The 15,624-nt window shown below is 71.5% G+C and carries 18 protein-coding genes; 6 read left to right on the top strand and 12 right to left on the bottom strand.

What is annotated here, in order from left to right:
• Positions 1-38: 38 nt before the first annotated feature.
• On the bottom strand, positions 39-239 hold the full coding sequence (locus KIK09_RS48740; protein WP_214326405.1) for an EF-hand domain-containing protein: 201 nt from the start codon (positions 237-239) through the stop codon (positions 39-41).
• A 107-nt stretch (positions 240-346) separates the two neighbouring features.
• Between KIK09_RS48740 and KIK09_RS48735 the strand changes: the two genes are divergently transcribed.
• The gene (locus KIK09_RS48735) at positions 347-1,279 is read left to right on the top strand and encodes a nucleoside hydrolase (RefSeq protein ID WP_214326404.1); all 933 of its coding nucleotides are present in this window, start codon (positions 347-349) and stop codon (positions 1,277-1,279) included.
• On the opposite strand, the gene KIK09_RS48730 is transcribed toward KIK09_RS48735, so the two are convergent.
• Positions 1,263-1,856 carry a TetR/AcrR family transcriptional regulator gene (locus KIK09_RS48730; RefSeq protein ID WP_214326403.1) on the bottom strand — a complete coding sequence of 198 codons (594 nt, stop codon included), beginning with the start codon at positions 1,854-1,856 and terminating at the stop codon, positions 1,263-1,265. The two genes, KIK09_RS48735 and KIK09_RS48730, sit on opposite strands and share 17 nt — an antisense overlap.
• 66 nt (positions 1,857-1,922) lie before the next feature.
• Here KIK09_RS48730 and KIK09_RS48725 point away from each other — a divergent pair, with 66 nt between their 5' ends.
• Positions 1,923-2,657: an SDR family NAD(P)-dependent oxidoreductase gene (locus KIK09_RS48725; protein WP_214326402.1), complete on the top strand. Its 735-nt coding sequence runs from the start codon at positions 1,923-1,925 to the stop codon at positions 2,655-2,657.
• A gap of 284 nt (positions 2,658-2,941) precedes the next feature.
• On the opposite strand, the gene KIK09_RS48720 is transcribed toward KIK09_RS48725, so the two are convergent.
• Positions 2,942-3,862, bottom strand: a complete 921-nt coding sequence (locus KIK09_RS48720; protein ID WP_214326401.1) for an NADP-dependent oxidoreductase — start codon at positions 3,860-3,862, stop codon at positions 2,942-2,944.
• 80 nt (positions 3,863-3,942) lie between these two features.
• Between KIK09_RS48720 and KIK09_RS48715 the strand changes: the two genes are divergently transcribed.
• The gene (locus KIK09_RS48715; RefSeq protein WP_250575011.1) at positions 3,943-4,302 is read left to right on the top strand and encodes a winged helix-turn-helix transcriptional regulator; all 360 of its coding nucleotides are present in this window, start codon (positions 3,943-3,945) and stop codon (positions 4,300-4,302) included.
• Here KIK09_RS48715 and KIK09_RS48710 read toward each other — a convergent pair.
• The 5 genes from KIK09_RS48710 to KIK09_RS48690 form a co-directional block, all read right to left on the bottom strand.
• Positions 4,284-4,694 carry a VOC family protein gene (locus KIK09_RS48710; RefSeq protein ID WP_214326399.1) on the bottom strand — a complete coding sequence of 137 codons (411 nt, stop codon included), beginning with the start codon at positions 4,692-4,694 and terminating at the stop codon, positions 4,284-4,286. The genes KIK09_RS48715 and KIK09_RS48710 overlap by 19 nt on opposite strands.
• Before the next feature lie 13 nt (positions 4,695-4,707).
• On the bottom strand, positions 4,708-5,448 hold the full coding sequence (locus KIK09_RS48705; protein WP_214326398.1) for a cytochrome d ubiquinol oxidase subunit II: 741 nt from the start codon (positions 5,446-5,448) through the stop codon (positions 4,708-4,710).
• Positions 5,449-5,458: 10 nt separating this feature from the next.
• Entirely contained in the window at positions 5,459-6,691 is a 1,233-nt protein-coding gene (locus KIK09_RS48700; RefSeq protein WP_214326397.1) for a cytochrome ubiquinol oxidase subunit I, read from the bottom strand.
• Positions 6,692-6,788: 97 nt separating this feature from the next.
• Positions 6,789-7,457, bottom strand: a complete 669-nt coding sequence (locus KIK09_RS48695) for a response regulator (protein ID WP_214326396.1) — start codon at positions 7,455-7,457, stop codon at positions 6,789-6,791.
• The gene (locus KIK09_RS48690) at positions 7,454-8,599 is read right to left on the bottom strand and encodes a sensor histidine kinase (RefSeq protein WP_250575010.1); all 1,146 of its coding nucleotides are present in this window, start codon (positions 8,597-8,599) and stop codon (positions 7,454-7,456) included. Before KIK09_RS48690 ends, KIK09_RS48695 begins: the two co-directional genes overlap by 4 nt.
• A gap of 47 nt (positions 8,600-8,646) precedes the next feature.
• Between KIK09_RS48690 and KIK09_RS48685 the strand changes: the two genes are divergently transcribed.
• Complete coding sequence (locus KIK09_RS48685; protein WP_214326395.1) at positions 8,647-8,856, top strand: hypothetical protein; 210 nt, start codon at positions 8,647-8,649, stop codon at positions 8,854-8,856.
• On the opposite strand, the gene KIK09_RS48680 is transcribed toward KIK09_RS48685, so the two are convergent.
• Complete coding sequence (locus tag KIK09_RS48680; RefSeq protein ID WP_308164748.1) at positions 8,853-9,869, bottom strand: fatty acid desaturase family protein; 1,017 nt, start codon at positions 9,867-9,869, stop codon at positions 8,853-8,855. The genes KIK09_RS48685 and KIK09_RS48680 overlap by 4 nt on opposite strands.
• A gap of 64 nt (positions 9,870-9,933) precedes the next feature.
• Complete coding sequence (locus KIK09_RS48675; RefSeq protein WP_214326393.1) at positions 9,934-10,407, bottom strand: MarR family transcriptional regulator; 474 nt, start codon at positions 10,405-10,407, stop codon at positions 9,934-9,936.
• Between the two features lie 128 nt (positions 10,408-10,535).
• Between KIK09_RS48675 and KIK09_RS48670 the strand changes: the two genes are divergently transcribed.
• Positions 10,536-11,081: a hypothetical protein gene (locus KIK09_RS48670; RefSeq protein ID WP_214326392.1), complete on the top strand. Its 546-nt coding sequence runs from the start codon at positions 10,536-10,538 to the stop codon at positions 11,079-11,081.
• On the opposite strand, the gene KIK09_RS48665 is transcribed toward KIK09_RS48670, so the two are convergent.
• Complete coding sequence (locus KIK09_RS48665) at positions 11,056-11,538, bottom strand: isochorismatase family protein (protein ID WP_214326391.1); 483 nt, start codon at positions 11,536-11,538, stop codon at positions 11,056-11,058. The two genes, KIK09_RS48670 and KIK09_RS48665, sit on opposite strands and share 26 nt — an antisense overlap.
• Before the next feature lie 67 nt (positions 11,539-11,605).
• Here KIK09_RS48665 and KIK09_RS48660 point away from each other — a divergent pair, with 67 nt between their 5' ends.
• Entirely contained in the window at positions 11,606-12,904 is a 1,299-nt protein-coding gene (locus KIK09_RS48660) for an FAD-dependent monooxygenase (protein WP_214326390.1), read from the top strand.
• Here KIK09_RS48660 and KIK09_RS48655 read toward each other — a convergent pair.
• Positions 12,823-15,621 (bottom strand): AfsR/SARP family transcriptional regulator, encoded by a 2,799-nt coding sequence (locus tag KIK09_RS48655; protein WP_214326389.1) that lies wholly within the window; start codon positions 15,619-15,621, stop codon positions 12,823-12,825. The two genes, KIK09_RS48660 and KIK09_RS48655, sit on opposite strands and share 82 nt — an antisense overlap.
• Positions 15,622-15,624 lie beyond the last annotated feature (3 nt).

Raw genomic sequence — 15,624 nt, 5'->3', positions numbered from 1 at the left:
CATTGTGACCCAGGCGACAGAAGATTTGTATGGGTACGTCACTTACCGAGGAACGCGGCGAACTCCTCCAGGTCGATCAGGCCGTCACCGTCCTTGTCGAGTTTGGTCACCCCGGCCTGGGCGGCCTCCTGGGTGATCGGCTGCCCGAGTACTTCCATCAACCGCACCAGCTCGTCAGCCGAGATCCGCCCATCGGAGTCGGCGTCGACCAGGTCGAACGTGATCGCGTAGTCGCTCATGCGTCAGACGATAGTGGCGCCAAACACCCCTATGTCGGCATTTCGACGAAGGCGGCTCGCCGTACATCTTCGGACCTTGGGTACTAAGGACGGAGAAAGGGGGAAGCGTGGCTGTACCCGTCATCATCGACTGCGATCCGGGGCACGACGACGTCTTCGCGATCTGGCTGGCGGCCGGGCACCCCCGCATCGACCTGCGGGCCATCACCACCGTGGGCGGCAACGGGCGGCTGGAGCACACCACCTACAACGCCCGGGTGGTGACCGGGCTGGCGGGCATCGCCGGGGTGCCGATCGCCCAGGGAGCCGACAGCCCGCTGGTGCGGGCGCTCGAGCCGGCCGAGTGGATCCACGGCTCCAACGCGCTGGGCGGCCCGGAGCTGCCCGAGCCCACGGTGGACGCCGATCCGCGGCCGGCCGTCGAGCTCATCAGGGACACCCTGGACGCCTACGCCGAGCCGGTGACGATCGTCGCGACCGGGCCGCTGACCAACATCGCGCTCTTCGTCAGGGCGTACCCCGACCGCTGGCCGAAGGTCAGGGAGATCGTGTGGATGGGCGGCTCGACCGGGCGGGGCAACGTCACGCCGTACGCCGAGTTCAACAGCTGGTCGGACCCCGAGGCGGTGGTGATGGTGCTCGACAGCGGGCTGCGCTTCACCATGGTCGGCCTCAACGTCACCCACCAGGCGCTGATCACCCCCTCGGTGATCGAACGCATCGCGGCCGTCGGCAACACGACGGCCGCCTTCGGCGTCGAGCTGCTGCGGTACTTCAACAACAGCTACGAGATCGACCAGGGCATGCCCGAGGGCCCGCTGCACGATCCGGTGGCCGTCGCGCTGGTGGCCGAGCCAGGCCTGGTCGAGACCGTGCACACCCGGCTCGACATCGAGCTGCGCGGCACCGAGACGTCGGGCGCGACCAGCGTCGACCTGATCGACAAGCTCAAGCGCCCGCCGAACGCGCACGTCGCCGTCGGCCTGGACGTCGACCGCTTCTGGGACCTGATGATCGAGGCGATCACGACGCTGGCGTAGGCCAGGCCTTCATCGCCAGCTCGGCCACCCGCTCGAGCGCCTCGCGGGTGGCGCCGTCGCGCGACTGCTTGGACATGCCCTGGATCATCGCGGCGTAGAAGGCGGTCAGCGACTCGGCGTCGGTGTCGGCGGGTAGCCGACCGGCGTGGATGTCGGCCTCGATCCGCGCCTTCATCGCCGCCTTCGACGTCGTCCTGAACGAGCGCAGCAGCTCCTCGGCCTCGGTGGACTCCGGACCGCAGTTCTCCGCCCCCGACACGATCAGGCAGCCCGGCGGGTGCGCGGGATCGGTGTACTCGGTGGCCGCCTCGCGCAGCACCCGCTCGATCGCCGCCCTGGCGGTGGGCTCCTCGGCCATCGCGCGGACGGTGAACGCGCCGTAGGTGGCGCCGTAGCGGGTCACCGCCTCCTCGAACAGGCGCATCTTGTCGCCGAAGGCCGCGTACAGCGACGGCGGCCTGATGCCCATGACCTGGGTGAGCTCGGCCACCGAGGTCGCCTCGTAGCCGCGCCGCCAGAACGCGTGGATCGCGCTGTCCAGCGCCGCGTCCCTGTCGAAAGCCCGCTGTCTCGCCATGGACACATTCTATAACGATCGCTATGTTATGGTTCTGTATCGATCGCTAAAGAAAGGTGGGACGTGATGAAGACCGCACTCGTCACCGGTGCCGGCCGCGGAATCGGCCGCGCGGCCGCACTCAAGCTGGGCGCCGACGGCTTCCGGGTCGCCGTGAACTACGCCAGGGACGCCGAGTCCGCCAAGCAGGTCGTGCGGACCATCGAGGAGGGCGGCGGTCAGGCGTTCGCCGTCCAGGCGGAGCTGGGCGCCGAGGGCGCCGTCGAGTCGCTGGCCACGCAGCTGGAGCAGCAGGTCGACCGGCTGGACGTGCTGGTCAACAACGCAGGCGTCGCCGCGCAGCGGCGCCTGGAGGACGAGACCGCCGAGGGCTTCGACCGCGTCTTCGCCGTCAACGTACGCGACCTGTTCTTCCTGACCCAGCGCCTGCTGCCGCTCATCCCCGACGGCGGCCGCATCGTCAACGTCACCTCGGGCGTCGCGCGGATCGCCTACCCCGAGGGCATCGCTTACGCCATGACGAAAGGCGCGGTCCAGACGTTCACGCTCGCCCTGGCCAAGCAGCTCGGGCCGCGCGGCATCACGGTCAACAACGTGGCGCCCGGCATCATCGACACGCCGATGAACGCGGGCTGGCTGCGCGACAACCCCGAAGCCGAGGCCTACGCCGCGAGCCTCCACGCGCTCAACCGCATCGGCGACCCCGACGAGATCGCCGACGTCATCGCCTTCGCCGCCGGCGACGCCTCCCGCTTCATCACCGGCACCACCATCGACGCCACAGGCGGCGGCAACCTGTAACCCTCTTCTTCTCATGCGACTTCTTCTTCTCGTACGGCAGGCCGCCGCCGCCGGCCGCCCGCCGCACTCCGGCTGAGGGCCCGCGCCCGGCGCTTCCGGCGAGTCGGGGATCCTCGCCCGCCGTCACGGCGCCTCGTCACCCGGGCACCACGGTCCCGGCTACCCCCGACGCGTCGCACGACCTCCTGACCCGGGCACCACGGTCCCCTGGCCCGCCGCACAAGGCGCCGGGCGACCGCCGACCCACGTCTCGCCGACCCCGGCGCGGGAAGCCGCTGTTCTGATCAGGCGACCCGGACACCGATCTTCCCCAGGGTGCCTTCGGTGAAGGCGGCGATGGCCTGGGGAGCCTCGGGGAGGTCGAAGACCCTGGCCACGTGAACCCGCAGCCGGCCGGCGACCACGTCGTCGGCCAGGCGGGCGAGGGTGGCCGGGCTCGGGTCCGACATGATGGTCGTGGCCTTGATGCCGGGCTCGTCAGGGACGAAGTGGATCGTCGAGGTGAACCGGCCACCGGGCGCCACGAGCCCCGCCACGGCCGCGCCGTCACCGGCCAGGTGCAGGGCCGCGTCCACGCCCGCGGGTGCGATGGCGCGGACCTGGGCCTCCAGGTCGGTGTGGTCCACCACGTGCTGCGCGCCGAGGCCGGTCACGAACTCGGCCTCGGCACCCGGCCGGCCGGTCGCGATCACCGTGACCCCGCGCGCGACCAGGAACTGGACGGCGAATGAGCCGACCCCGCCGGTCGCCCCGGAGACCAGCACGGTCTCCCCGGCGGCCGGCGCCACGGCGTCGACCGCGTTGAGCGAGGCGGTGCCCGACAGCCCGAGCGCACCGGCCCGGGTGAGGTCGAGCCCAGCGGGGATCTTCGCGATCCCGTAGGCCGCGGGGACCGCGAGGTAGTCGGCGAAACCACCCTGGCCGAGCGTCGGCCGCGCGACCACGCCGAACACCTCGTCGCCCGGAGCGAAGCCCGTCACCTCGGACCCGACGCCCGCGACCACGCCGGCGAAGTCCTTGCCCAGCGTGACGGGGAACTCGTACTCGTAGGCTCCCTTGAGGAACCCGCCGAGCACGCCCAGGTCGAACCCGTTGACGGACGAGGCGGAGACCTTGACGAGCACCTCCTCGGGACCGGGCTCGGGCACCGTCAGCTCCGTCAGCGCGGGGGAGGAGCCGAAGTCGTCAAAAGCAACTGCGCGCATGATGAGAAACCACACTTTCTGTTCGTTAGTTACCAATCGAAAGTGTGGGCCATATGCTGGGTGACGTGGAAGAAGGCACTTTGACCCGCGTAACGCACAACGATGTTCGCTGCGAGCTGCGCGACGTGCTCGACAGGGTGGGCGACAAGTGGAGCGTGCTGGTCATGGACCTGCTCGGCCACGGGCCGCGACGCTACTCCCAGCTGCAGCGCGACATCGAGGGCATCTCCCAGCGGATGCTCACGCTGACGCTGCGCAGCCTGGAGCGCGACGGCCTGGTGACCAGGACGGTCACGCCCACCTCGCCGCCGCGCGTGGACTACGCGCTCACCGAGGTGGGCCAGACGCTGGCGGTGGAGGTCGGCTCGCTGCTGCGCTGGGCCGAGCTCCACCGCGCGTACGTGGCCGCCTCACGCGCGGCCTACGACTCGACCTCCTGATCCCCCAGCTCCTGGAAGAGGGTCAGCTGGAGCCCGGCGGGCCCCTCGAGGCGGGAGTTCAGCGAGTTCCACGGGGTCCTGGTCGGCGGGGCGATCACGGTGGCGCCCGCCTCCTCGAGCCGGTCAGTGGTGGCCGGGGAGTCGTCCACCTCGAAGGCCACCCGGATGTGCCCGGCAACCCTGCGCCCCACCTCGACCTCGTCGATGTAGGCCGCGTGGCGCGGATCGGTGATCTCCAAGGTGGCCTTGCCCGCCTCCAGGATCGTCACCCTGCCACCATCGGGCGAGGAGAACGCCCCCCGTTCCGGCATGCCGAGCTCATCCCGGTAGAACTCCAGCGCCTTCTCATAATCCTCGGCCGTCACGACAAGCCGCAGTTCACGTACCTTCATGCAGCGAACGCTCTCACAGGTACGACGGTCCGGTCACCCTGCCCCTGAACGTCCACCACACCCAGGCCTGCGAGGCCACCAGGAACGGCAGGATCGCCATGATCACCGGCGTCAGCCAGGCCCCCGAGGCTCCCGGCACCAGCGGCAGCCGCAGCCCGGCCAGCAACGCCACCAGAACCAGTCCCGCGGCGGTCAGCGCGTAGGTGCGCTGCTCGCCCGCGCCGCCCGACAGCACGGCGGCCCTGTCGCGTAGCGGCCCCCGCAGGCGCAGTGCCGCGAAGGCCAGCCCGTGCGCCCCGAACAGCGCGGCCACCACCAGCGCGGGCAGCAGCGCGACGGGCCCGTGGATGCCGAGCAGCACGTCGCCAAGCAGCGAGCCGATGCTGAGCGCCAGCCCCCAGCTGCCCGCCACGATCGCGCCGTCCCAGAACCCCTGCCAGCGGGCCCCGGCCAGCCGCCCGCGCAGCCACAGCCCCATGTCCCGCACGACCCAGGCCAGCACCAGCGTCACCACGACGACGAAGTTCTCGCTCAGCAGCCGCCCCTCCAGCTGCGGGAACAGCCCGGCGAGCACCCCGACCGAGGCCACCAGCCACACCTCGTTGCCCAGGAAGAACGGCGCGATCGCGGCGATCACCTCGCGCCGCTCCTCAGGCCCGCGCCCCAGGTACGGCAGCAGCATCCCGACCCCGATGTCGGCCCCGGCCAGCACCAGGTATCCCAGCACGAAGAAGGCCAGCACGAAGATCTCCATCACGTCCTCCTCAGAAGCTCAGCGCCGGGACCGGCTGCTCGCCGAGCGCGACGGTCACAGGACCACGCCGCGCGGTGCGCGCCAGCAGCCAGTAGTTGACCAGGATCAGCACGGCGAACACCGTCACGAATCCGGCCAGCGAGAACCCGATCGGCACCCCGGGCGACATCGCGTCGGCGGTCTTCAGCAGCCCGTAGACGGCCCACGGCTGGCGCCCCATCTCCCGGAACACCCACCCGGCCAGCATGGTGACGAACGGGACCGGGATCATCGCGGTCAGCAGCCAGTGCCAGGCGCGGAACCCGCGCACGACCGGCCGGATCAGCATCAGCAGGAAGCTGGGGATCAGCACGAACAGCATCACCGCGAACAGGATCAGCATGGTCAGCGACCCGGCGTGCACCCAGCCCGACGGCGGCAGGTAGTCGCCGGGGCCGTAGCGGGCGACCATGTCGGCCTGCGCCTGCGCCATCCGGTCGGCGTTGCCGACGTAGGCGGCCAGCTTGGTCGGCTGCATCGTCTGGAACCCCATGCCGCCCATGGTCGCGGTGACCATCAGCGCCGGCAGCGCCACGCCGATCCCGATCCGCAGCGACTTGCGGAAGAAGTCCTGCTCGGCCGTCCGCTTGCGCAGGTGTCTGGCGCTCACCCCGGCCATGAACAGCCCGCCCAGGACCAGCGCCCCCGACAGGATGTGGCCGAAGGCCACCAGCGCCGCCGGGTTGGACACCACCGCGCCGAAGTCGGTCACCTCCAGCGTCCCGCCCGCCACCCGGTAGCCGACCGGGTTCTGCAGGAACCCGTTCGACACCATGATCCAGAAGGCGCTGGCGTAGGCCGTCAGCGTGACGATCCAGATCGTCGCCAGGTGCGCCCACCGGTTCATCCGGTTCCAGCCGAAGATCCACAACCCCAGGAACGTCGACTCGACGAAGAAGGCCACCAACGTCTCGAGCGCCAGCGAGGCGCCGAACACGTTCCCGGCGAACTCGGTCAGCCCGCTCCACGACAGCCCGAGCTGGAACTCCATCACGAGCCCCGTCGCGATCCCCATCGCGTAGTTGATCACATAGAGCTGGCCCCAGAACCTCGTCATCCGCTCGTGAACCGGGCTGCGGGTGAGCGTCGCCCGCGTCTGGATGACCGCCACCAGCGTGGCCAGCCCCAGCGTCAGGGCGACGAACAGGAAATGCGCCCCCGCCGTGAGGGCGAACTGCAGGCGGGCGAGGTCAACGGTGTCCATGCAGGCGAGGATCCCGTTACGGCTACCGCCGCCGCGTCATGCCCGGGCAGGCATCGCGCGTACATCCTGGGTGGCTGGGGGCCGCCGGCCGTACTCCTCAGGGAGTAAGCCAGCCCGGCGTGATCATGCCCGCCTCGTAGGCGAGGACCACCAGCTGGGCCCTGTCACGGGAGCCGAGCTTGGTCATGATGCGGCTGACGTGCGTCTTGGCCGTGGCGGGGCTGAGCACCAGATGGGCGGCGATCTCGTCGTTGGACAGCCCGTTGGCGACCAGGACGAGCACTTCCCGCTCGCGCTCGGTGAGCGCGTTGAGCTCGGGACCCGGCTCGGGGCGCTGCACCCGGCCGGCGAACTCGGCGATCAGCCTGCGCGTCACCGAGGGCGCGATGAGCGCGTCGCCGCGGGCCACCACCCTGACCGCGTGGATCAGCTCGGCCGGCTCGGTGTCCTTGACCAGGAATCCGCTGGCGCCGGCCCTGAGCGCGCCGTAGACGTAGTCGTCCAGGTCGAAGGTGGTCAGGATGATCACCCGCACCCCGTCCATGCGCGGGTCGGTGACGATGCGCCTGGTCGCCTCCAGCCCGTCCAGCTCCGGCATCCTGATGTCCATCAGCACCACGTCGGGCCGCAGCTCGCGCGCCATGGCCACCGCCTCGCCGCCGTTGGCGGCCTCGGCGACCACGTCGATGTCGTCCTCGTCGCTGAGAATGGACCGGAACCCGGCCCGCACCAGCCTCTGGTCGTCGGCGAGCAGCGCCCTGATCATCGGCTCTCCTTCTGTCGGGTACGGCCGGCCTGCAACGGCAGCGTGGCCAGGACGCGGAACCCGCCGCCGGGACGCGGCCCCGCCTGCAGGGTGCCGCCCAGCGCGGTCGCCCGCTCCCGCATGCCCTGCAGGCCGAACCCGCTGCCGTCGGCGTAGTCGGACCCCGGCCCCTCATCCTCCACGCTGATCACGATTCTTCCGGACTCGTGGGTGATGGCGAGCGTAGCGGTGTCGGTGCCGGAGTGCCGGGAGACGTTGGTGAGCGCCTCCCTGATGATGCGCACGGCGGCCAGGTCCACCTCGGTCGGCACCCCGTCCAGCGCCCCCGACACCTCGGTGCGCACCTCCAGCCCGCTGGCCGCCACCAGCTCGCCCACCCTGGCCAGGCTGGCGGCGGGCGCGGTCGGCGCGTCCTCGTCCACCTGGCGCAGCACGCCCAGCGTGGTGCGCAGCTCGCGCAGGGTCTCCTTGCTGGCCTGCTTGATCGTCTCCAGCGCCTGCTCGGCGTCCTCGGGCCGCTTGCGCAGCCCGTGCAGCGCGGCGGAGGCCTGCACGTTGATCATGGAGATGTTGTGGCCGAGCACGTCGTGCAGCTCCCTGGCGATGCGCAGCCGCTCCTCGCTCTCGCGCCGCCTGGCCTCCTCCTCCCTGCCGTGCTCGGCCTCGATCGCGCGCTGCTCGACCTCGCGCAGGTAGGCGCGCCGGTTCCTGGTGACGCCGCCGGCCGCGACCGCCGCCACCATCCAGCCGGTGATCAGGAGGAACGTGCTGTTGTCCACGTGTCTGACCGGGCCCATCTCGCCCACTCCCAGGCCGAGCAGGCACACGGCGGCGGTGACGATGGCGGCGGTGAGGTGGCCCTTGTCGGCGGCGGTGTACAGGACCAGGAACGGCAGGATGATGAGCGGCCCGTCGTAGGCGGCCGTGGGGTAGTAGGCCAAGGTCGCCAGGGACACGATGATCAGCGCCGCCACCGGGTAGCGCTCGCGCACCAGCACCATGGCGCCGGCCACCACGGGGAGCGCGAAGTCCAGCCAGTTGGCGTGCTTGCCTTCCTGGTACATGAAGGCGAGCACGGTGCCGATCAGCACGGCGACCAGGGCCGCGATGGAGATCAGCATGCTCCAGGACAATCTGCGCATGCCCTCCATTGTGCTAGCGGCGTTCTCCGTGCGGGTACATCAGGGAAATGAGCACTAGGGACGAGCTTCGCCAGGTCGAAGAGGATCTGGCCAAGTTGAAGGCCGCCAACCGCGAACTGCGCGCCCAGGTCGGGGAGATGGGAGCGACCGACCTGGTCGAGCGCTCCTCCATGATCCAGATGGCCGACGAGCAGGACGTCGTCATCGGCGATCTGGAACGCAGACGGGAAGATCTCCTCCAGCGGCTCGGTGGCTAGGTCCGAAGCGGGGCGCCGACCTCGTGCAGGTGTCGCAACGCCTGACCGTAGGAGCTCAGCAGGCCGCACTCGGCGTAGTCGATGCCCTCCTGCTCGCAGTAGGCCCGCACGATCGGCTGGGCGTGCCGCAGATTGGGCGCCGGCATGCTGGGAAACAGGTGGTGCTCGATCTGGTAGTTGAGCTGCCCGAAGGCCACGTCGAGCAGCAGCCCGCCGGTGACGTTGCGCGCGGTGAGCACCTGCTTGCGCAGGTAGTCGAGCTGGTCCGCGGACGTCAGCAGCGGCATGCCCTTGTGGTTGGGCGCGAACGTGCAGCCCAGGTACAGCCCGAACAGGCCCTGGTGGAGGGCCAGGAACGCCAGCGCCTTGCCCGGCGACAGGGTGGCGAACACCACTGCGAAGTAGACGGCGAAGTGGCCCACGAGCAGGGCCGCCTCGAGCGGGCGCCGCTTGGTCGACGGCTTCAGCAGCGCCTTGAAGCTGGCCACGTGCAGATGCCAGGCCTCGAGCGTGAGCAGGGGGAAGAACAAGAAGGCCTGGCGGCGGGCGACGAAGCGGGGCAGCCCGGTGCTCCTGGCGGCCTGGTCGGTCGACCAGACGATCACCGCGGGGGAGACGTCGGGATCGTGGTCCTCGTGGTTGGGATTGGCGTGGTGGCGGTTGTGCTTGGTGTTCCACCAACCCCAGCCGAGCCCGATGGCGGCGTTGCCGGCGATCAGCCCGGCGATGTCGCTGGGGCCGCGCCTGCGGAAGACCTGCCGGTGGCCCAGGTCGTGGGCCATGAACCCGAACTGCGTGAACACCACCGCCAGCAGCGCGGCCACCAGCAGTTGCCACCACGAGTCGCCCACCCACACGAACAGCGCCCAGGAGCCTGCGTAGGCGAGGGCGGCCAAGCTCAGCCGGATCATGTAATAGACAGGACGCCGGTCGAGGAGACCGGCGTCCTGGATCTTCGTCGCTAGCCGGGCGAAATCGCTGCCCCGGGTTTCGAGCGCTGCCGGATCGGCCACGGGTCTCCTCACGTCGCTGTGAAAGTCGCCACCAGCGTCGCGCATTCTCCGCGAAGAGGGAAGATCACCGCTTGCGCGGGCGTTTTTCGCCGATCCTCTCCCTGAGCTTGGCGATCTGCCGCTCGTACAGCTCCCGCGACCGTCTGGTGAAGTCGAGCAGCAGCTCGACCTGCTCGTCAGTGTAGGAGGCGGGGATCGAGGCGCCGTCCTCGACGATCGGCCCGTACAGCTCCCAGCCCTTCGCCCGGGCTTCCTCGGTGGCGCGCACGATCACCTTGCGCCGGTCGCCCGGGTCGGGGGAGCGGGTCAGGTAGCCCAGCTTCTCCAGCCGGTCGAGCATCGCGGTGACGCTGCCGGTGGTCAGCCCGAGGGCCACGCCCAGCTGGGACGGCGTTATCTCCTGGTGCTCGAGCAGGACCTCGATGCACCGCAGGTCGGTCCGGTTGACGCCCAGGTACTGTGCGGCGGCCTCGTCGTAGGCGTCCACGGCGGATTGCGAGGCCTGCACCTCCAGTCCCAGCTGCTCGCGTATGTCCATGCATCCCTCTTTCCTTGATAGTCAAGGTACATGATGATCGAGGATTGGCCAGGCTGTTGCCTGCTTGGGTGAATCCGTTTACGGCCGGCCTGGCCCGCTCCACAATGGCGGGACGGGGAGGAGGTCCCATGAACGGGACGCTGGTCCGGTGGCTCGCGGGCTTATGCCTCGTGATCGCGGGGGCCGGGGTGCTCGGGGGCGCGGTGGTCGTGGTCGGCGGCACCACCCGGGTCCACCATGTCATGCCCCTGCGGGTCCATCCCGTCGGGATCGTTCCCGTCGGCGTCGATGGCCCCCCGCGCGACGCACCCGGCGCGGTGGACGCCCCCGACTCCACCGCGGCCGAACGCCTGGCGATGGGCGGGGGAGCGCTGGTGGTCGGCGTGTGCGTGGGCGTGGCAGGGCTCCTGCTGCGCGCCATGGTCCTGTCGATCGCCGACGAGCCCGCGCGCGGGCGCAACGCGGCCCGGCTGACCTGGCTGGCCGTACTGTCTCTGATCGCGGGCGTGCCGGCGCCCTTCCTGCCCTACCTGGCGACCTCGCTGGCGCTGCACAGGCTGGGCCAGGACCGGGACCTCGTACCCGAGATCGACTTCTCCGGGCCTTTCGTGTTCGGCGCGATCCTGTGCTACGTGCTGTCGGAGGTCGTCAGAACGCGACGCGGTCAAGGGTGACCAGCTCGGCCCCGGCCTCGGCCAGCTCCCGCTCCACCGCGTCGGACACGCCCTCGTCGTAGGTCGAGTGGGCGCCGGCCACCAGCAGGACCCGGTGCCCGCGGGCGAGCGCGGCCAGCGAGGTCTCCCTGACGCACCACTCGCTCTGCATCCCCGCCACCACGATCGTCGACCCGGCGGGCACGAGCCCCTCCAGGTCCGTCCCGTCGAAGGAGTCGGGCACGGTCTTGTCCACGACCGGCTCGCCCGCCAGCGGCGCGTGCACCAGCTCCCACCCCGGTGTGCCCGGCTTGTCGGGGTCGTCGGGCCCGCCGTTGTTGCGCACGTGGATCACCGGGGCCCCGGCCGTGCGGGCACGCTCGAGCAGGGTGGCGATCGCGGCGCCTACCGGGCCCGCGGACAGGACCGGCGCTGGCGGCTCCAGCATGTTGCGCTGGGCGTCGATGAGCAGCAGCATGCGAACACACTATCGGATGACAGGGCCTGGCAGAGATCTGACAGCGGCGCCTGGCAATGTCTGCGGCATGACAAACGTGCTGATCGTCGGCTCCGGGCCGACCGGACTGACCCTGGCCATCGAGCTCGCCCGCCGCGGCGTGGACCTGCGCATCGTGGAGCGCTCGCCGGAGCACCCCGGCGGTGTGCGCGGCAAGGGGCTGCAGCCCCGCACGCAGGAGGTCTTCGACGACCTCGGCGTCATCGACGAGATCGTGGCCACCGGCTCCGCCTACCCGCCCATCCGCAGCTACCAGGACGGCCAGGTCGTCTGGGAAGGCCGCATGGACGAGGTCAAGCCGGTCACGGACGGCGAGCCGTACCCGAACCTGGTCATGCAGCCGCAGTGGCGCACCGAGCAGATCCTGCGCGACCGGCTGGCCGAACTGGGACACCAGGTCGAGCTGGGCGCCGAGGTGACGGACTTCGAGCAGGACGCCGACGGCGTCACGGTCACGCTGAGCACCGGCGAGACCGTGCGCTGCGCCTACCTCGTGGGCGCCGACGGCGGGCGGAGCACCGTGCGCAAGCGGCTCGGCGTCGGCTTCGTGGGGGAGACCTTCGACAGCGAGCGGATGCTGCTGGCCGACGTCAAGGTGCGCGGCCTCGACCGCGATCACTGGCACATCTGGGGCGACATGGTGGCCAAGGAGCTGCGCGTCAGCCTGTGCCCGCTGCCGGGCACCGACGTCTTCCAGCTCGTCACGACGCTCGACAGCCTCGACGACGTGACCGACGTCGAGGTCGACGAGATCGTGTGGCGCTCCGAATACCGCGTCAACATCCGCATGGCCGACCGCTTCCGGGTAGGCCGCGTCTTCCTGGCCGGCGACGCCGCCCACGTCCACTCACCCGCCGGCGGCCAGGGGCTCAACACCGGCGTCCAGGACGCCTACAACCTCGGCTGGAAGCTCGCCTCCGGCAACGAGCGGCTGATCGACACCTACGAGTACGAGCGGATGGGCATCGCCGAGCACGTCCTCGGGCTCAGCACCCGCCTGCTGCGCGACCGGGACCTCAACCGCGGCGACGAGACCAAGCAGCTCGGCCTTGCCTACTACGGCAGCCCGCTGTCGGTGGGTGAGCGCGGCGGCGAGCGGCTCGGCACCCTGTTCGCCGAGCAGCGCGGCACGCACTTCCTGCTGCTGGCCGACACCTCGCAGGAGTACGGCGAGCAGATCAAGGTGGTGCCCCCGCTCCCCGGCCAGGAGGGCGTCATGCTGGTCCGCCCCGACGGCTACATCGGCTACCACGGCGACGAGGCGGGGCTGAGCGCGTACCTCTCGGGGTTCGGCATCGCGGCGCCCCTGGCCAGCGCCTCCCGGTAGGCCCGCTCGCCCAGCGCCTGGCGCACCTCCTCGCGATCGACGGGGATGCCGCGCAGCGCCGAGGCGGCCCCGAGCAGCTCGGCGGCCAGTGGCGGCGGGCAGAACTCGGCCACGCCTTCCAGCACGGAGGCCCTGGCGGTCCTGTCAGGGCAGTCGGCCATCAGCTCAAGCGCCGCCCGCAGCTGCTCGCCGGGCTCGGACACCCGGGCCAGCTCCACCCGCACGGTCGCCAGGAACTGCGCGGGAGCGCCGGTTCCCGCCAGCTCGAGTGCCTGCCGCAGCAGCTCGGCGGCGGCCCCGTCATCGCCGGACCTCCTGGCCAGCTCGCCCCTGACGTGCAGCACCCTGGCCAGGGCGAGCGGCTCGTCCGCCCGCTGCGCCGCCTGCCAGGCCCTGCCGACCAGGGACGCGGCGCCCGCCAGGTCGCCCATGCCCGCTCGCAGGCGGGCCAGCCGTACCAGGAACAGGATCGGGCCCGCCGGCGTCTCCAGGCCGGAGATCTCGGCGCCGAACCGCTCGGACTCCTCGGCCAGCTCCAGCGCGGCGGCGTAGTCGCCGCGGTTCTCGGCCGCCAGCGACAGCCAGTGCAGCGTGTACGACAGGCCCCACCGGTCGCCCGTCGCGCGGAACCCGTCGAGCGCCGGCAGCAGCAGGTCCTCGGTGCCGGCCACGGTGCCGTACTCGAAACGCACGATCCCGGCGATCAGCCGCACCGCCGACCTGGTCCACGGATCGGGGTGATCACCCAGCCGCTCGACGGCGGACTCGGTCAGCGCGACCGTCCCCTGCGGGGGCCCGGTCAGGCTGGCCAGCACGAAGGAGTTGAGCGCGGCCGGATGGTCCGACTCGCGTACCGCCTCGGAGATCTCGCCGGTGACGATCACCTTGCACAGCCCGTGCGCCAGCTCGCGGCCGGCCGGAGCCACCGGGCCCACCCTGCGCAGCACCGCCGCCGCCTGCTCGGCCGCCTCGTGCCGCCTGCCCCGCATGATCCACGGCCACAGCCGGGGCAGGATCAGCCGCAGCGGATCGTCCGTGCGCCGCAGCGCCGCGTCCAGGTTGCCCTGCTCGGCGTCGAGCACCGCCAGCCACTCCAGCTGCTCGCCGGTCCGCAGGTACGGCTCGGCCGTCTCGGCCAGCCCCGTGTAGTGGCGCGCGTGCGCGGCCGTCACCTCGGGCAGCTCGGCCGCGGCGTACTGCCTGATCGTCTCCAGCATCGTGTACCGGTCGCCCGCCACGGCGATCAGCGACTTGTCCACCAGCGACGACAGCACCTCGAGCGACCCGCCGCACACCAGCCGCACCGCCTCGGCCGTCGCGCCTCCGGAGAAGACCGTCAGCCCGCGCAACAGCTCCCGCTCCTGCTCCGACAGCAGATTCCAACTCCAGTCGATCACCGCGCGCAGCGTCCTGTGCCGCGGCTCGGAGGTACGGCTGCCGCGGAACCCCAGCCGGTCGCCCAACTGCTCGACCAGCGCCGAGACCGGCATCGTGCGCAGCCGGGCGGCGGCAAGCTCGATCGCCAGCGGGATGCCGTCGAGCTCCCGGCAGATCCTGGCCGCCTCCCGCGCCTCGACCTTCAGATCCGGCCTGGCCGCGGCGGCCCGGTCGAGCAGCAGCTCCACGGCGGGCGCTTCACGCAGCGGCGTCACCGGGTGCAGCGACTCGCCGGGAATGTCCAGCGGCTCCCGGCTGGTGGCCACGATCCGCAGGTCCGGTATCTCCGCCAGCAGCCACTGCGCCACGTGCGCGGCCTCGTCGATCATGTGCTCGCAGTTGTCCAGCACGATCAGCGCCGAGCCGCCGCGCAGTTCCGCCACCGGATCGGTGACGCGCAGCGTGGCCTCCACGGCCGCCCGCACCCCCGAGGCCTGCGCCAGCTCCACCAGCCACACCGGGTCGCCCCGCAGGGCCAGCGTGTCGGCCAGCTCGACCGCCAGCCGCGTCTTGCCCGCGCCGCCGGGGCCCGCCAGCGTCACCAGCCTGATCCCGCTCTCCAGCAGGCCCCGCAGCCGCGCGACGTCGTCGGAACGCCCGACGAAGCTGGTCAGCCGGGCGGGCAGGTTGGTCCTCGGCTCCGGGTCCCGCACCGCGAGCAGGTGCGCCTGCCGCAGCTCGTCTCCCGGGTCCATGCCCAGCTCGTCGGCCAGCCGTTCGCGGATCCGCTCGAAGACCTCCAGCGCCTCGGCCCGCCGCCCGGCCGCCACCAGCGCGCGCATGAGCAGCGCGTGCAGCCCCTCGCGCAGCGGATGGTCGGCGACCAGCCCCTCCAGCTCCGGCAATGACGGGCCGGTGGCCTCCAGCGCCGTGAGCCGCAGCTCCTCCAGCCGCGCCGCCGGGCCCTGCGCGAACGGCAGGCCGAGCGCGTCCGCCAGCGCCGGGCCGCGCCACAGCGCCAGCGCCGCCCGCGGCTCGCCGGCCCGCACCAGGCGCTCGAACTCCCAGGCGTCCACCTCGCCCGGCGGCACGTCGAGCAGGTAGCCGGCCGGATGGGAGGCGATCAGCCCGGGCGCCTGCCGCCGCGCCCGCGACACCAGCGACTGCAGCGCCGCCGTAGGATGCTCGGGCGCTTCCTCCGGCCACAGGTCGTCGATCAGCCGCTCGGCCGTCACCACCCGCCCGGGCTCCAGCGCCAGCCGCACCAGCAGCACCCGCACCCGGGCGGCACCGATGTCGACCCCCGCCACCTGGAGCGGGCCCAGGACTCCGATCCGCATCCT

The sequence above is a fragment of the Nonomuraea sediminis genome (assembly GCF_018531495.1).
GTDB lineage: Bacteria > Actinomycetota > Actinomycetes > Streptosporangiales > Streptosporangiaceae > Nonomuraea > Nonomuraea sediminis.
This window is presented reverse-complemented; position numbering and strand designations above follow the sequence as displayed.

Coding starts and splice junctions, on each gene's coding strand:
- KIK09_RS48740 (WP_214326405.1), bottom strand. CDS start 239: ATGAGCGACTACGCGATCACGTTCGACCTGGTCGACGCCGACTCCGAT.
- KIK09_RS48730 (WP_214326403.1), bottom strand. CDS start 1,856: ATGGCGAGACAGCGGGCTTTCGACAGGGACGCGGCGCTGGACAGCGCG.
- KIK09_RS48725 (WP_214326402.1), top strand. CDS start 1,923: ATGAAGACCGCACTCGTCACCGGTGCCGGCCGCGGAATCGGCCGCGCG.
- KIK09_RS48720 (WP_214326401.1), bottom strand. CDS start 3,862: ATGCGCGCAGTTGCTTTTGACGACTTCGGCTCCTCCCCCGCGCTGACG.
- KIK09_RS48710 (WP_214326399.1), bottom strand. CDS start 4,694: ATGAAGGTACGTGAACTGCGGCTTGTCGTGACGGCCGAGGATTATGAG.
- KIK09_RS48705 (WP_214326398.1), bottom strand. CDS start 5,448: ATGGAGATCTTCGTGCTGGCCTTCTTCGTGCTGGGATACCTGGTGCTG.
- KIK09_RS48700 (WP_214326397.1), bottom strand. CDS start 6,691: ATGGACACCGTTGACCTCGCCCGCCTGCAGTTCGCCCTCACGGCGGGG.
- KIK09_RS48695 (WP_214326396.1), bottom strand. CDS start 7,457: ATGATCAGGGCGCTGCTCGCCGACGACCAGAGGCTGGTGCGGGCCGGG.
- KIK09_RS48690 (WP_250575010.1), bottom strand. CDS start 8,599: ATGCGCAGATTGTCCTGGAGCATGCTGATCTCCATCGCGGCCCTGGTC.
- KIK09_RS48685 (WP_214326395.1), top strand. CDS start 8,647: ATGAGCACTAGGGACGAGCTTCGCCAGGTCGAAGAGGATCTGGCCAAG.
- KIK09_RS48675 (WP_214326393.1), bottom strand. CDS start 10,407: ATGGACATACGCGAGCAGCTGGGACTGGAGGTGCAGGCCTCGCAATCC.
- KIK09_RS48670 (WP_214326392.1), top strand. CDS start 10,536: ATGAACGGGACGCTGGTCCGGTGGCTCGCGGGCTTATGCCTCGTGATC.
- KIK09_RS48665 (WP_214326391.1), bottom strand. CDS start 11,538: ATGCTGCTGCTCATCGACGCCCAGCGCAACATGCTGGAGCCGCCAGCG.
- KIK09_RS48660 (WP_214326390.1), top strand. CDS start 11,606: ATGACAAACGTGCTGATCGTCGGCTCCGGGCCGACCGGACTGACCCTG.
- KIK09_RS48655 (WP_214326389.1), bottom strand. CDS start 15,621: ATGCGGATCGGAGTCCTGGGCCCGCTCCAGGTGGCGGGGGTCGACATC.